The 15,007-nt window shown below is 60.7% G+C and carries 9 protein-coding genes; 3 read left to right on the forward strand and 6 right to left on the reverse strand.

Features of this window, described 5'->3' with window-relative positions; all coding sequences use genetic code 11:
• The first annotated feature begins 73 nt into the window (after positions 1-73).
• Together ACSSVG_RS23465 and ACSSVG_RS23470 are read left to right on the forward strand one after the other, a co-directional pair.
• Positions 74-1,348, forward strand: coding sequence for an MFS transporter (locus ACSSVG_RS23465; protein ID WP_492419490.1), 1,275 nt, complete (start codon positions 74-76; stop codon positions 1,346-1,348).
• A gap of 66 nt (positions 1,349-1,414) precedes the next feature.
• The gene (locus ACSSVG_RS23470; RefSeq protein ID WP_492419491.1) at positions 1,415-3,994 is read left to right on the forward strand and encodes a glycoside hydrolase family 2 TIM barrel-domain containing protein; all 2,580 of its coding nucleotides are present in this window, start codon (positions 1,415-1,417) and stop codon (positions 3,992-3,994) included.
• Positions 3,995-4,838: 844 nt separating this feature from the next.
• Here the strand turns inward: ACSSVG_RS23470 and ACSSVG_RS23475 are convergent.
• The gene (locus tag ACSSVG_RS23475; RefSeq protein ID WP_492419493.1) at positions 4,839-5,792 is read right to left on the reverse strand and encodes an alpha/beta hydrolase; all 954 of its coding nucleotides are present in this window, start codon (positions 5,790-5,792) and stop codon (positions 4,839-4,841) included.
• Between the two features lie 231 nt (positions 5,793-6,023).
• Positions 6,024-6,587, reverse strand: coding sequence for a GDSL-type esterase/lipase family protein (locus ACSSVG_RS23480; RefSeq protein ID WP_492419495.1), 564 nt, complete (start codon positions 6,585-6,587; stop codon positions 6,024-6,026).
• A gap of 764 nt (positions 6,588-7,351) precedes the next feature.
• Here ACSSVG_RS23480 and ACSSVG_RS23485 point away from each other — a divergent pair.
• On the forward strand, positions 7,352-8,263 hold the full coding sequence (locus ACSSVG_RS23485; protein WP_492419497.1) for an alpha/beta hydrolase fold domain-containing protein: 912 nt from the start codon (positions 7,352-7,354) through the stop codon (positions 8,261-8,263).
• A gap of 274 nt (positions 8,264-8,537) precedes the next feature.
• Here the strand turns inward: ACSSVG_RS23485 and ACSSVG_RS23490 are convergent, their stop codons facing one another.
• From ACSSVG_RS23490 to ACSSVG_RS23505, 4 genes are all read right to left on the reverse strand, one after another.
• Positions 8,538-8,714 (reverse strand): hypothetical protein, encoded by a 177-nt coding sequence (locus tag ACSSVG_RS23490; RefSeq protein ID WP_492419498.1) that lies wholly within the window; start codon positions 8,712-8,714, stop codon positions 8,538-8,540.
• 664 nt (positions 8,715-9,378) lie between these two features.
• Complete coding sequence (locus ACSSVG_RS23495) at positions 9,379-10,695, reverse strand: MFS transporter (protein ID WP_492419500.1); 1,317 nt, start codon at positions 10,693-10,695, stop codon at positions 9,379-9,381.
• A gap of 317 nt (positions 10,696-11,012) precedes the next feature.
• Positions 11,013-13,616, reverse strand: coding sequence for a glycoside hydrolase family 2 TIM barrel-domain containing protein (locus tag ACSSVG_RS23500; protein ID WP_492419502.1), 2,604 nt, complete (start codon positions 13,614-13,616; stop codon positions 11,013-11,015).
• 359 nt (positions 13,617-13,975) lie between these two features.
• On the reverse strand, positions 13,976-15,004 hold the full coding sequence (locus ACSSVG_RS23505) for a zinc-dependent alcohol dehydrogenase (RefSeq protein ID WP_492419504.1): 1,029 nt from the start codon (positions 15,002-15,004) through the stop codon (positions 13,976-13,978).
• Positions 15,005-15,007 lie beyond the last annotated feature (3 nt).

Here is a 15,007-nt window from a genome sequence, read left to right on the forward strand (position 1 = left end):
ACTCGTACAACTTTGTGATAGGAATGATGCCAGCCGCCAATGAGGGCGGCCACCTGACCGAAAGACACCGACTATGACAGAGTTGTCAGCCACATCAGATCCCACCACGATTGCTGCCGATCCCACCGAGCTCCCGATGCGAAACCGGAAACTCACCTTCTCGCTCGGCTTCGGCAACCTCGGCCTCTTCATGGTCTGGGGCGCCGTCCCCGGACTCCTCGTCGCCATGCAACTACAAGACATCGACGGCGCGCACAAGGAAGCCAACCTGGCGATCGTCGGATCGATCGGCGCACTGATCTCCACCCTCGCCCAGCCCTTCTGGGGGATGCTGTCGGACCGTACCAGCAGCAGATTCGGCAAGCGCGCGCCATATCTCATCGGCGGCGCGATCCTCGCTTCCGCGACACTGATTGCGATCGCGTTCTCGAACACCGTCGTCATGATCGCCGTGTCTGTTGCGCTGCTCAACCTGACGTTGAACGCCATTCAGGGACCGTTGACCGCCGTCATCCCTGATCGCATCCACCCCGCGGTTCGAGGTGTCGTGTCGTCCGTCATGGGATTCGGGACCATGGCCGGCTCGCTAGGCGGCCAGATCCTCGCCTCGTCCCTGGTGCCGAAGGGATACATCGTCGTCTACGGGATGCTCGCTGTGATCCTACTGGTGGCCATGTTCGCCTTCGTGCTCGTGAGCCCCGACAAGCCCAGCGTGGCAGAGAAGCGGCCCCGGTTCTCACTGCTTAGCTTCCTCGGCACATTCTGGGTCAATCCGATCCGCCACCCCGACTTCGCGTGGGCCTTCTGGGGTCGCGTCCTTCTCGTTCTCGGGTTCTTCTCGGTCTCCGGTTATCAGTTCTACATCCTCCAGGACTACATCGGCCTCGGGCAGGCGGGGGCCCTTCAGGCCATACCCCTTCTGGGGTTCATCACACTGATAGCGATGCTGCTCTCGATCACCTTTTCAGGATGGTTGTCTGACAAAGTCGGTCGACGCAAGCCCTTCGTCTTCGCTTCATCGCTGATCATCGGCATTGCACTCGCGGTCCCGTTCTTCATGCCAAGCCTCACCGGGATGATGATCTACAGTGCGGTCTCCGGATTCGGATTCGGTTGCTTCCAGGCGATCGATACCGCCCTGTTTACTCAGGTTCTGCCGTCGCAAAATAACGCCGCAAAGGACCTCGGGGTCGCCAACATCGCAAGCTCCGGCCCGCAGGTCCTCGCCCCGGCAATCGCCGGCCTGATCATCGTCAACCTCGGTGGATATCAGCCCTTGTTCATCTTCGCACTCGCCTTCGCCGTCCTCGGAGCCTTCTGTGTCCTGCGCATTAAATCAGTTCGATGACGGCGACCAAATCGCAGTGTCAATGAACGCCAGTCGTTTCCCCAGTGTTAGGAAAGGTCTCAACAAATGACATCATCGACGAACCGCCGCCTGTTCACATCAGACTGGAAGGTCTTCATTGGCGAGTTCGCCCTGCCGCCTCGGCGCCAATCGGCCAAGGCCGCTCTCCTGGGAGGGTTCACCGATCTGACGACCGTGGAACTGCCGAACGCTGCCATTGACACCAATCCGGAAGGATCGACCAAGGACGAGATCGCCGAGGTTGGCGACGAGTTCTCACAGTTCTTCGCCGGGCCTCGGCCCCCCCGCATGGATAGCCGGTGGTCACCCGTCACACTCCCCCACGATTGGCGGATCGGCTTCCAGCCGTCACCGGATCATCCCCGCCGACCCGACTATGCCATGTCGATGCAAGGATTCATGCCCGTCGGGGTCGCCTACTACCGGAAGGTCTTCACCGAGCCTATAGAGGACGGGCGACGTGTGCTCATCACTTTTGAGGGCATCATGCGCCAGTCCGACATCTGGGTGAACGGCTTCTGGTTCGGAACACACGCCAGCGGGTACACCCCCCGCCGTATCGACATCACCACCGTACTTCGCCAGCCGGAGGACGGACCCAACGTCATCTTGGTGAAGACGGACACGACCGAGGCGGAAGGGTGGTGGTACGAGGGCGGTGGGATATACCGCGACGTGTGGATCGAGTCACGCCCGAACCTCCACGTCTGCTCTGATTCTGTGAACGTGACCGATGTTTTCGAGGCATCGGCCACAACCTCGACCGTCACCTTCGACGCGGTCAACTACGGGGGCACGGCGGGTGTTGGGGAAGCGATGGTAGCTCTCATCGACCCGGCGGGAACCGTCGTCAGCACTGGAAAGACCACCGTTGCCGTCGCGCCGGGTGACACGGGCACTTATCGCGTGGAGTTGTCCGCGGGCTTACCACAGCGGTGGAACGTCGGCGACGGCGTGCTCTACACCATCCGGATCTCACTCCAGCAAGCCGAAGGAGTCATCGACCAGGTCGACACACCCCACGGTTTCCGCACCATCGAGATCAGCCCCGATGGTCAGCTCCTGATCAACGACAAGGCCGTGTGGGTTCAGGGGGCCAACCTGCACCAGGACTTCGCCGGCCTCGGCATCGCGCTGCCGAACAGCATCATCGAATACAAGCTCGCACTCATCCGCGACATGGGCTGCAACCTCGTGCGCAGCGCCCACCATCCCGCGACCCCCGCACTCCTCACCGCCGCCGACCGGATGGGAATGCTCGTCATCGAGGAGAACCGGCTGCTGAGCGCGGTGGGTCCCTACCGGGGTGACCTGGAGACCCTGGTACGCCGGGACCGCAACCACCCCAGCGTGGTCATGTGGTCACTGGAGAACGAGGAACTCGGACTGGAAGGCACCGCAACCGGTTCACGCGTTCTCCGCGATCTCATCACGACCGTCCGCAGACTCGACAGCAGCAGACCAATTACAGTCGGAGGCGTTCTCGGCCACGAGAACGAGGACTACTATGGTCAACTCGACATCATCGGGGTCCACTATGGCGGGCTCATGGGACACCTGCCCGAGGTCAAGGGAAGGTATCCATCGACCGCGATCATCGGAGACGAAGAGGGCTTGAACCCCACCGTCCGCGGCCAATACTCCGACGACCTCGAGCGTGGCTACTCCTCGTCGTTCGGATCAATGCTCGGAGTGATGGCTGGCCTCGCGGCCTTCGCAGAAGAGCTGTCCGGCAGTTCGGAGATGACAGCGATGCCCGAACTGTGGTCATCCATCGCCGACCGCCGCGACATTCTCGGAGCAGCGGTCTGGTCTGGGATCGACTACCTCGGCGAACCAAACCCCAACCGCTGGCCCGCCACCAGTAGCAGCACCGGTGCCCGAGACCTGATCGGCATCCCTAAGGACTACTATTGGCTGCTGCGATCGGTGTGGCGGCCCGAGCCGCTTGTGCACATCATGCCGCATTGGAACTGGCGTGGCCGCGAAGGCGAGCCGATTCGTCTTTGGGTGATCGCCAACACAGAGAGCGTGCAACTGGAACTCAACGGCGTCCTTGTCCTCGAGCGTAATGTCGAAGACGGAGTGATCAAAATCGACGACGGGGTCCGTTACCAACCCGGGACCCTAATAGCGCGCGGACTTGTTGCGGGAGAAGTTGTCGCGACTCACACCTTGCTGACGGCGGGATCGCCCGATCATCTTGAGCTCGAGCCGCCCCGCACTGAACTGGCAAGTGATGGCCGTGACTCCATTGTGGTCAGGGTATCCATGCGCGACTCGGAAGGAGCGCTGAATGTGCATGCCTCGGATACCGTAATCTTCACGGTGTCGGGCCCCGCCCGAATCGTTGGGGTCGGTAATGGCGACCCATCGAGCAATGAGTCCCACCATTCCTCTTTCCGCCGACTGTTTCGTGGCTGGGGTGCTGTGATCGTGCAGAGCACAGGCGGGGTCGGCCGGATCACCTTGACCGCCGCAACCGACTCAGTAGGCACCACCCAACTCACCATCGATGCTACCGACGCGGGCGTAGACCAATCAGCCATCCACCCCGAAATCAACACCGACACTTCAGATCACAAAAGCTGCGCTGGCAGCCGGATCGTCACAGTGCCTAAATAAGATGCAACACAGCACACGGGCTTGTCAGGGTCCGCCAAAATGGCACAACCTTTCTCGGGGTCGGCACAAATGTCGGCCCCGAGACACGCACACACCCTCGGGACAGCTTGCCAGAAGAGTGCACCAGCATGCCGTGAATCAAGCCCTTGGCAGGGTGATGCGCGTCGCGTCGAGGCTGATGCATTCCGGCTCCGGGACGGAAATCCTCGCAGAACGGCCGGGGGCCGTTGCAGGTCAGCTGCGCTCCGGCTCCAAGGCGGGCATGTCAAGCCGCTGGGTTGACCATCGGGACCTGGCCGCCGACCGCTTCCCGAACGTACGCTTACAGCCGGACCTGGCACCCAACGCGTCCCTGATCTCCAGTAAAAAGGCAAAGCAAGTGTTGGGATATTCACCGCGACACTTCTGGCGGGACCACCTCCCATCAAGTGACCTCTTACCTCCTTAGTCAACGAGGTGAGGGCAAACCGGCATTCCCGTGCAGGTTAAGGGCGGTGTAATTGTGGAGCCTTGCCATTGACGTCCCTCGTCCTATGGCAGGTTCCTCACGATCAAATTGCTGAAAATGCAATGACCTGCTGACCCGCTGCCACGACATGGCGGCGGGGATCACGACAACGGTGGACGACGGCACGTTCGGCGTCCCTATGGAAGATAGCTGGGGTTTTCAGCGTTTGCCTCACCCAGGAAATCACGTCCAATCGTACGATCGAAGTCGTTGGCCGAGCGGAGATATTTCCGGTACCGCGGCACCTTGAAGCGCCCTTTGAGACCGGAGTTGTCCAATGCGACTGGGAGAAGTCCAGACTGTCCTGAGATCACGTTCGGCCGGCCTTGGGATCTTCTATGGCAGAGGGCTATTTACAAGCCAAGATGCTATCCGTTCAAGACTCAGGCGCCCCCCGGGTGAATGCGGCTCGGACAGATGTCCATGGCCGGTGCCTGGCTCAGTCTCCTGTAGAACGTGGACGCCCGAGCGCTTCAGTTGGTCGGCGAAGAGTTCCCCGGAGGCGCGAAGTGTGTCCACTTCTGAGTTCAGAATGTATGTCGGCGGGAAACCGGTGAGATCCGCATTACCAGCGAAGGCGTAGGGATCGGCGAACCTCGATTCTGTTCCGACATAATTTAGGTTCATCTCATGAACCATTTGAGCTGAGAACAAGGACGTCTGGTCAGCTTCAGCCGTTTTTGCCGCGATGTCACGACTAAGTGGAGGGAGTTTGGCGTGGACGATCGGATATGCGAGAACGACGGTGGCTGGAAGAGGCCCGCCACTGTCACGCAGGCGGAGCGCGCTGCTGGCGACCAGCGCGGCACCTGCGCTGGCACCCCCCAGATGAAGCGCCTCAACCGGGACCCCGATTGTTTCCGGATGGGTTGCCGCCCACTTCCATCCAGCGAGCACATCATCGGAGGGAGCGGGATATCGACCTCCATTCAAGGCTTTTGTATAGTCAATGGAGAGAACAGAAATCCCCTCTGCGGCGATGGCCATCGCAACCCAGTTGGCCTCCGCAGAGTCGAGATCCCCGGCAATGAACGCCCCTCCATGCACCCACACCAAGCCGATTGTGGCCGGTGCACTATTTCCGTATAGGCGGACATGGACATCGCCCGCAGGGCCTGGAATGTAGATGTCCCTTGTTTCGACCGCGCGGAGCGCTGGATACCGCTCTTTTAGGGATGCAGTGTCTACGTCCGTCCGGCTATCTGGAGGGATCGCCCCGCCTTGTTCAAGATATCGGATACCTGCTGCAAATGGACTCTCGGCGGCAGCAAGCTGTTCGGCCTCGCTCATTTTGTCTCCTTGGTCGTTTGGTGGCTTCGTGAGTGAGAGCCGTACGCAAGTGTTCGAAGCGAACACGTCGGCAAGGTCTGCACACATTCTTGGTGGAGCAACTGTTTCTCCAACGGTGCGTGACCATCGGCCGGTAAACGTTCAACCTGGTATCGCCTCAAGGTTCCACGCTTTGTATCCCTGTTCCTTGACCCGGGCACAGTAAGGCTTCCATTCTGGGCTACCCGCCGGTCACGCCGGGGCTGCTGCGGCTCGTCCGGGCACTGTCAGGTCACGGACGAGGACAGGGCGGACGGCTTGGGTGAGCTTCCGATAGCCTCGCTCGTTGAGGTGTAGGCGGTCGGCGCGGAAGAGTGACCGGTCGATCCTTCCCTCGGCCGTTAGCAGGGTTGGGGCGGTGTTGATGAAGGTGACGTGGCCGTGGTGCTCCGCATACTCGGCAAGGAGGCGGTTTGCCTCTTGGATTTCGCTGCGGACGTTGGAGCGGGATGGTGCTTCGGTGATGGAAACGTAGTAGATCGGCAGTCCGGGGATGCGGTCATGCACGGCGTTGAAGTATGCAATGACTCGCTCTGCTACAGTCGGTCCGGATTTGCTGATGAATGGGAAGCCGTTGATGTCGTTGGAACCTGCATACACAAGCAAAGCACGGGGCCGGAAAGGGACGATCATCCGGTCAATGTAAGCCAGATGGTCGCCGATTTTTGTTCCTCCGATGCCGATGTTGACAGTGTCCAGTGGCGCCAGATCAGCGTCGGATGTTGACCAGAGCTGGAAGTACGAACTCCCCGTCAACAGGATCGTTCCGCTGTGCGTTCCATCTTGGAAGCGCCTCTCAATGTCTTGAACTCGGCTCTCATACTGCGACGGCTTCTCGCGGGCTAAGAGAAACCAAAGTGTCCCCCAAAGGACTCCGCAGCTAACAGCGGCAAGCCCTGCCAGAAACGCTGCGGTGAAGCCCAGCGCCCGCCAGATGTCATTCGATGGCCACCGTCCATCGACAGATGGGGAAGTGACAGTGATCCACGATTGGGGGCAACCTGGTGTCGCTTGGTATTCGTGGTGTTCTCTCGGCATTATCTTGTTCCTGGGTCGTAGGCACCAGCCTCACTCTCTCCCTTCCCGGGGTTGAGCGGCCTCGAATCACTTGATCGCCGGCGGTTCTACGCGCCCAGCCTGCCGGTAGTCCAAACACCCGGCCCCGCTGACGTGTGGACGAAGATCCGACAACGAACAATCAAAAATTCGATTCACCTAATTCTGATAGATGAAATATAAATCCTTTTATTGAAATAAATGGATGACTGAAGCATAATCGTCAGACCACGCACGGTCAATAATGCACCCCCAGTCGCGGGTGCCCAGGAGGCAGGTGACGGACCTTATCGTAGGAACTGACCTGGACGACCCTCCGGTCACGCCACCGGTCCGCCTCCGAGATCGACCCCGGAACGCCTGGCCCTGCGCCGATGTTCGTGCCGGCTCCCACGGAAAAGCACGCCGATCACTGAGCTGGACATGACGGTCTCGGACCCCGGTCTGGCAGGAGAGAACATAATATGAACCAACTCTCACTTCGGGCTATTGGCCTGAACTGGCTTCTTGCTCAGACAAAGAATGTGAGTGACATCAGCCAATCAGTCGCTCTGGCGGCTGCGAGCGAAGTGGCAGGACGGCCCGACCCTGTGCCCGAACGCAGGCTTCTCAAAGGCATCGATGTTGAACGGCGGGTCGTGTCAAACACCGTTGTCACGATTCTTCGCCGCAAGGGTGACACTCCGGAGAGGGCGGTCCTGTATCTACACGGAGGTGGTTACATTGATGACGTTACGGCGGGGACCTGGGCAACCGGTGCCAGATTCATACGTGAAACCAGTGCCGAAGTTTGGATAGTTGCGTACAGGCTGGCGCCTCGCCAAACGGCTTTCGTTACTGTCCCGAGAATCGGTGACATTTATAGGGAAATGACCGCTCGGTGGCCCACGGAATCAATCGCCGTGGTTGGGGACTCTGCCGGAGGCGGACTGGCGGTTGCGATGGTCCAACATGCTATTGCTCACGCCACGCCCGTGCCGGGCATGCTCGTCCTCTTCTCTCCATGGGTCGACGCAACGATGCCCGACTTGGACGTTGAGAGTATAGAAACTCGCGACGTCATGTTGGAGCGGTCCAGGCTGCTGGAATCCGGGCTGGCATATGCCGGAGACCTTGACCCGTCAGACCCCTTGGTCAGCCCCATCAATGGGTCTTTCGACGGCTTTCCGCCAGTCTGGATCACCGCGGCGGGACGGGACCAGCTCGTCTATCAGGGCCGACGCCTTCGCAAATCATTGGAGTCCTGCTTGGTCACGGTCAGCTACATGGAGGACCCTGGAATGATGCATGTCCATGCTTTGGCCCCAATACCGGAGGGGCGGAAAGCGCTCGGCGTAATAATGGAAGCGGTGCGTGCACTCCCGCGACGGATATAGCGGAATTAAGTTAACCCCTCTCGTTGGACACCTGAGGTAGGGGATCTCTGGGACCTGCGGGAAGGTGAGTGTGTGAGCACGCCACGGTGTGAGATTACTCGGTATCGGCGGGAGGCCGCTCGGTACGTTGCCGATGCCGGTGGTCGGTGAACCGGGATGGGTGCGCAGTTGATATGCCGCTGGGTTGCCCAGGAACGGGCCCCGGTTGGCGGCTCCTGAAATGCCCGCGGCGGAGAAGCCGGAACTGGAAGGTCTGCGCGGTGACAACGCGCAATTACGGGTGGATGAGGACTTCTTCGGAAATGCTACAGATTTCCTCGTCTGCGCGCAGCGGAATCTGGATGCTTCGAGCCGCTGAGGCCGAGAAGGCTACCGACCGGGTCCACCGCATGCCCGGCATAAATTGGTAGCCCCAGATACGGTTTCGACGCCGGGCGCCGACGAACATCATTTAGAGTCCTCGGCGCGGGTCGGGGAGCGGGTGAACTGGAATGTGAAGGTCTGAAAGGCCCGAAAGGCCCACGCAGAACCGTTCGGGAGCTATGGGGCGCCGCGAATCCACGCGGAATTGTCCCGGAACGGGGCCAGTGTTGACCGGGAGACCTCGGCCGCCTCCAAGCGTCGACAGGGTTTGGAAGGGACCCCATCGGACGTTTCGCCCAGTAGCGCTGATCGGCGAGTCGCGGGTCGATTCGATCCCGCTATGGTGGCCCGGAAGTGGGATATCGGCGTCTGGACGCGGTCTGGATTTCGAATACCGCCTACCTCCGAACCGGGGAGGGCTGGTTGTATCGAGTGCGGTCGGCCACCCGCTCGTGCCTCATGGTCGGCTGGGCAGGGGATTCGGTCCACAGTAGTGCCCAGGCCAAGCGACGCTGCGCGTGGCCCTATGGCCAGCACTGGGCCATAGGCCACAGCACGCACGTGGAACGCGAATGATTCCTCCGACAGGGATACTGTTCAGCCGGCACAAGCTGCCGGATCAAGTCTGTCCACGATTTGCCGACAATCCCAGGGACATCCGGGTGGGGGCGGCAAATATCCTCGTGCGCGTGTAGGCAACGGGTGGTTGCGAAGCGTACTTTTCGCAACCATTGGCAGCTGGTCAATTGGAACTAACGGACGTTCTTGATGGGGATGATGACTAGCCCGCCTAGGATCGCAATGGCTGCTCCGATGACGAAGAGTGCCCCGTAACCCAAGGCAGTGCTGATGACGATTGCTGCAAGGGCTGGCGCGATGGCGCCGGGGATAGCATTCGCGATGTTGAGGATTCCAAGGTCCTTGCCGGCGTCGCTTCCGTTCTTGGGTAGAACTTCGGTCATCAGGGCCGTGTCGGAGGCGATGTACATGCCGAATCCGAGTCCCTGGACGACTGACATGGCGAACATTCCGCTGAGGGTCGGTGAGAAGAGCGGGATCAGAATTGCTATACCCATGAACGCTGAAGCAATGTAGACAAAGATTTTGCGTCGGCGGAGCTTGTCCGAGAGGAACCCGGTAACGAAGATGCTAATCAGCGTGGTCGGGGCGACTGCCGCGGCGAGGAGGCCAACGTTGGCGTTGGCTTCGGCCAAGGACAGGCCGATGTAATCCGTGAGGATGAAGAATCCGTAGACAGAACTGATGCTGTAGCCGAGCATGAAAAGCAGTCGTGCGGCGAACCCCCAAGCGAAGTCGGGATGCTTTCGTGGACTCACCCAGAATCCGGTCAGAAAGGTCTTCCACTTGAACGGGTCCTTGGGCATCTCCTTGGATGAGAAATCGCGGTTGAACAGTACGAATAGCGCCGTTCCCCCGACAACCAGGATGCCGAACACAGTGTAGGCCAGGCCGAGGCTGGACGCGAGCATCGCGGCTCCGATGGTGGCTCCCACGCCACCGATCAACTGGCCAAATCCGATCAGGGCCGACGCGACGGCCCGCTTCTCGCGTGGGTACCTGTCCGGCATTACGGCCGTGAAGCTGCCCAGGAGGGCGTTCAGGCCCGCCGATGCGATCGTCCACAGAACGGCGATCCACACGATGGAGGTCGCAGCTCCCATTCCGATGAGTGCCAGGGCGGCGACGAGCGCACCGATCAGCATCCACGGTGCGCGCCGGCCCAGCGATGAGCGGGTCCGGTCAGACAGGGCACCAATCAGCGGTTGTGTAAGGAGTGCAACCACCAGCGACACCGTCGTGACAACGGCAAGGTTGGTCACCTTATTGGGCGCGTCCAGAACGGTCAGTTGGTTGGGGAGAAGGACGCCGGCGACGGCTTGTGTTCCCGCAGCAGCAATGATCATCTGGACGGGCAGCCAGAACGACAACCCGCGGGTCGCGGGTCGGGCCGTTGAGGCCGCCTCCTTTATCGAATCAGGCGAGGCCACACTGGGGGAGCCTCCGGCAATGGCCAGCGATGGGTCCAACGCCTCTGTTGTTTTGGTCATTTTGCTCTCCATTGAGTCCGTAAAGGATGAATCCAGGGCGCATATTCCGCTAATTGGAATTTTGATCGTATAATCGGAATATGTCTTGAAGGTGAGAATAGTCTGAGGTGTGATGTGCGTCAAGTCCACTTCAGACACGGCCGTCGTACGGTCGCGGAAACCCTGCAGCCCGCCACGCTAATCCGCCCCCAGGGCGATATGCAAAGGTTGCGCGGTCCAGCCTGATGCCCTCAGGGGTTACATGAGGGCGGCCTCCGGAAAGGTGATCTCATGGAGACGAGCACGATTTCCAGAGGCCGCTTCGGCGTCGACTGTGACTACCGCGATGCAGTCACGGCGTCCGACTCTGCATCGGTGTGCGATCCGTTGCCGGCATTCGCAGGTGCCGTTGTGCCGAAAGTCCTGTGGGATCCCGCTGGCCCCTCGGATTCATCGGCAGCGATATGGACAAGATGAGTCGGCTCAGTCGAGGACACGGTGAGCGTAATGGACTGCCGGGGAAGACCTTCGGCACTGACTGACACCGTCAGCGCTCCTTCGTCTTTGGTGCCTTGGACGATGGCGGCCGCCCAGCCGTTGAATGCAAGACGGCCGGAAGCCTTATGCGGCTCGGTGCTCGATGGGTCCCCATTGCCTACACCGATCAGCGCTCCTGAACCCGTGACCTCGAAGCGGAGGGGATGGTTCGCTGTGGGGACTAGCAGGCCGCGTTCATCGACAACGGCCACCCTGATGACGGCGACATCGTCGCCGGATGCGGCGAGGACGGTTCGATCGGCACTCAGAAGGAGTGCGGCTGCTGCTCCGGCGGTGTGCTGCTCGTGTTCTGCGACGAGTTCCCCGCCGCGGTATCCCTTGACAAGGAGCTCACCAGGGACGTAAGTGATGCCTTCCTCGAACCGGGCAGAACCGGCGGTGACCGGCCGCCGGTCAATAATCTGACCGTTCACCAGAACCTCAACCTCGTCGACATTGGAATAGATCCGGAACGGGAGACGCTGGCCCTCCCGGCCAGCCCAGCTCCAATGAGGGAACGCATGGACTATCGGTTCGTCCCGGTACAGGGCCCGGAGCAGCCAGTAGTAGTCCTTGGGGATGCCGATCAGGTCACGGGCGCCGTATGCCGCTGAAACCGCCGGCCAACTCCCCGTTGGTTCACCGAGATAATCCAGGCCGGTCCAAATGAAGGCACCGGCGAGCTTGGGGTGGGTGAAGACCGTATGCATCGACGCGGCGATGTCGGAGGAGACCTCGTTGCTTGAGTCGATCATTTCTTCGGGGGTGTCCATCTCCCCCATCTCTGCAGTCAGGTCCGCCAAGGTGAAGAACGCCGTTGGCCGGTTGAGTGGATCCTTTTCGTACACGCCGCGGGTTGACGCGAACAGCCCCTCCTCATCCTCGACGTGGGGCTTGTCCGGCAGTGCGGCTAGCGATTGTTCCAGACTGCCGAAAATGGCCTGGTAGTGCATTCCTACGACGTCCACCGACCCGTAAAATTCAGGGTCGGTAAGACCGACGACCCCTCCGACGGTTGTGGCCCGCGTCGGATCCAGTTTCTTCGTTACCGCCGCGAGGCGGCGAAGCAGTGCGGTGCCGAGGCGCCGGCCCTCCAGGTTCAGTTCCTCGTTCTCAAGACTCCACATGAGAATTGACGGGTTACTCCGGAACCGGCGTACATGGGAAGCGAGAAAATCGAGCTGGGCGGGCGCTGTGCTCAAGGCCCGGTTCTCGGGAAGGACCAGCAGACCCATCCTGTCCGCGTGCCGGACAAGTTCAGGGGTGGCGGGGTGGTGCGCACTCCTGACGGCGTTGACGCCCATTTCAGCCAGAAGCTCCAGCTTGGCCTCAACGATCCGATCCGGCAGGGCCACCCCCAGTCCTGCGAAGTCCTGGTGGATATTCACGCCGTAGATTTTTTGCAGCCGACCGTTGATTCGGAAGCCATCGGCCGCCCATGCCAGGGATCGGATGCCGAATTCCTCCGTAACGGCATCGGTCGTCTGACCCTGGCTGCGGACCGCCACTTCGGCCCGGTACAGATGCCCCTCACCGATGTCCCACAGCGTGGGGTCGGCCACCACGAACTCGACGGCAGACCGAGCGGTCTCCAGTGCCGGGACATTGAGGGTGACGGTCTTGTTGTCAACAGTTACACCTTCCGGGTCTGCGACGCTGACTGCGATCTCGAGGTCCGCATTTTCAGAAGACTCGTTCGCGATTTCAACATCAACGACGACGGTGGCGCGGTGTGTTTCAACGTGCGGAGTGCTGACGAACACGCCGTCGCGTGCCACGTGTACGGGGTTCAGGGTGTGAAGCCACACGTGGCGGTACATTCCACCGCCTTCATACCACCATCCCTCGGCTTCCGTTGTGTCGGTGCGGACGAGAAGGACATTTCCGCCCTCGGCGTCGTCGCGAAGGAATTCCGTTATGTCGAAAGTGACCGGCGAGTATCCCGAAGTGTGGGACCCGAGGTAGAAGCCGTTGATCCAGTAATCCGAATGCGTCGCGACTCCGTCGAATGTGAGCTGGACTCGCTCTCCGGCCATGGGCAGGGGCCGGGTGAAGCTCTTGCGGTAGTAAGCGACCCCGCTGGGGAAGTATCCCTGCCATGTCCGGGGGTAGTCTTCGCGCTCCGGATGGTCCTGGGTCTGCGGGAGTTCGATGCGCCAGTCGTGTGGAAGTGTGACGGGCGTCCAGAGGTCTCGTGCGGACTGGGCTTTAATGGTCCGGGTCTGGAAGCCCGGTCCGAAGGATTCGATGATGTCGGCCGGTGCGGTTTCGGGAATTTCGTCAAGCGCGAGGTCGGAGAATCCCCCGGTGGTGGTACCTTTTGATGTCGTCTTCCGGGGCGGCGTATCGAATTCGCCGAGTCGGACCGACCAGTCGGCATCAAAGTTTTCTACAGTTCGGGACATAAGACTTCCTTGTCAGAGTTGCGCAGGATTTCGATTTGTTCACACCGCCGACGTTCTGCCGCTGCCATTGGCAGCGCCACGCCGTCCTGTGCAACAGGTGGCCGCTCGGACTGTTTTCCCGTGAAGCATCCTGAAGGGGCCGAGTCGCAGCGATGTGCTCGGCCCAAATCCACGCCTGCTCGTAATTCATTTAATCGGAGTGCTGATCGAATAGATGGAAATTTTCTTGCCTATACTATCCTCCTTGTGATTTTTACCACCAGTAGTGGTGTATGACCCCGAATGGCCGCAGGCCGGTATCCGGCGAGCCGTCTGTTTGTAGCCTCAGTGGAATGAGTTGTGGGGTGCTCGGGGGTTTCTTATTGGAGGCGGACCAGGACTTTTCCCGGTGTCCCGTCCATCCGGGCGAGCCCGGCGAAAGCGTCCTGTGCTTCCTCCAGGCTCACTTCGCGGGAAATCAGGGCGGCCAGCTCGTCGGGGCCTGTTGCCACCCAATCTGCGGCGTCCTGAAAGTCCTGCACTGTGTAGGAGAAGCTCCCGACCAGTGATCGTTCCTCGGTGCTGACGCGGAAGGCGTCAAGTTTGAGTTCCGGGCTGCCCATCCCGACGAGGCAGACCGTGCCGCCGAAGGCGGTTGAGAGCAACGCGTCGCCCAGGGTCGGGGAGATTCCCACGGCATCCAGTGTCACGTCGGCAAGCGAGCCGAAGGTGCTTTCAACCTGGCCAGCGAGTGGGGTGTCGCCCGGTGAGATCGTTGTTGCCCCAAGCAGCTCGCACAAGGCCCTCCTGCTGGGGTCAATCTCGCTGACGAGGACTGCGGTCGCGCCCTCGCGGAACGCTGCAAGGATCACGGACTGGCCGATGGGCCCTCCGCCGATTATAAGAACCTGATCACCGGTCTTTACGCCGGCGCGTCGGACAGCGTGAAAGGCGACGGCAATGGGTTCGATGAGTGCCCCGTAGGAGACGGGCATTGTCTCCGGCAGGGGTACAACGTTCCGTGCAGGGACGGAGATCTGTTGCGCGAACGCGGACACAATTTCGGAGGCGACGCCGATGACCTGTTTGTTTGGGGAGTGCTGTTCGCGTCCGGAGAAGGTGATCAGGTCCTCCACCGGCAAGATCACCGGATTGAATGTTGCAAGGGCGCCGATTTCCAGGCCAAGGTGCGCCGTTCCTTCTCCCAGGGCAATGATGCGTCCTACCGATTCGTGGCCCATGATCTGCCCGGGGACGCGACGACCGTTCTTCCCCGTAAATCCGTGGATGTCCGATCCGCAGATTCCGGTGGCGATGATGGACAGCTGGGCTTCGCCGGGCCGAGGCGCCGGGGAGGGAATCTCTTCGACTTCAAGTTGGCCGAATTCTTTCAGGACAAGTGCGCGCATGGC

This window comes from Paenarthrobacter sp. E2MeOHC11, assembly GCF_058744955.1.

Coding starts and splice junctions, on each gene's coding strand:
- ACSSVG_RS23470 (WP_492419491.1), top strand. CDS start 1,415: ATGACATCATCGACGAACCGCCGCCTGTTCACATCAGACTGGAAGGTC.
- ACSSVG_RS23485 (WP_492419497.1), top strand. CDS start 7,352: ATGAACCAACTCTCACTTCGGGCTATTGGCCTGAACTGGCTTCTTGCT.
- ACSSVG_RS23495 (WP_492419500.1), bottom strand. CDS start 10,695: ATGACCAAAACAACAGAGGCGTTGGACCCATCGCTGGCCATTGCCGGA.
- ACSSVG_RS23475 (WP_492419493.1), bottom strand. CDS start 5,792: ATGAGCGAGGCCGAACAGCTTGCTGCCGCCGAGAGTCCATTTGCAGCA.
- ACSSVG_RS23500 (WP_492419502.1), bottom strand. CDS start 13,616: ATGTCCCGAACTGTAGAAAACTTTGATGCCGACTGGTCGGTCCGACTC.
- ACSSVG_RS23465 (WP_492419490.1), top strand. CDS start 74: ATGACAGAGTTGTCAGCCACATCAGATCCCACCACGATTGCTGCCGAT.
- ACSSVG_RS23505 (WP_492419504.1), bottom strand. CDS start 15,004: ATGCGCGCACTTGTCCTGAAAGAATTCGGCCAACTTGAAGTCGAAGAG.
- ACSSVG_RS23490 (WP_492419498.1), bottom strand. CDS start 8,714: ATGATGTTCGTCGGCGCCCGGCGTCGAAACCGTATCTGGGGCTACCAA.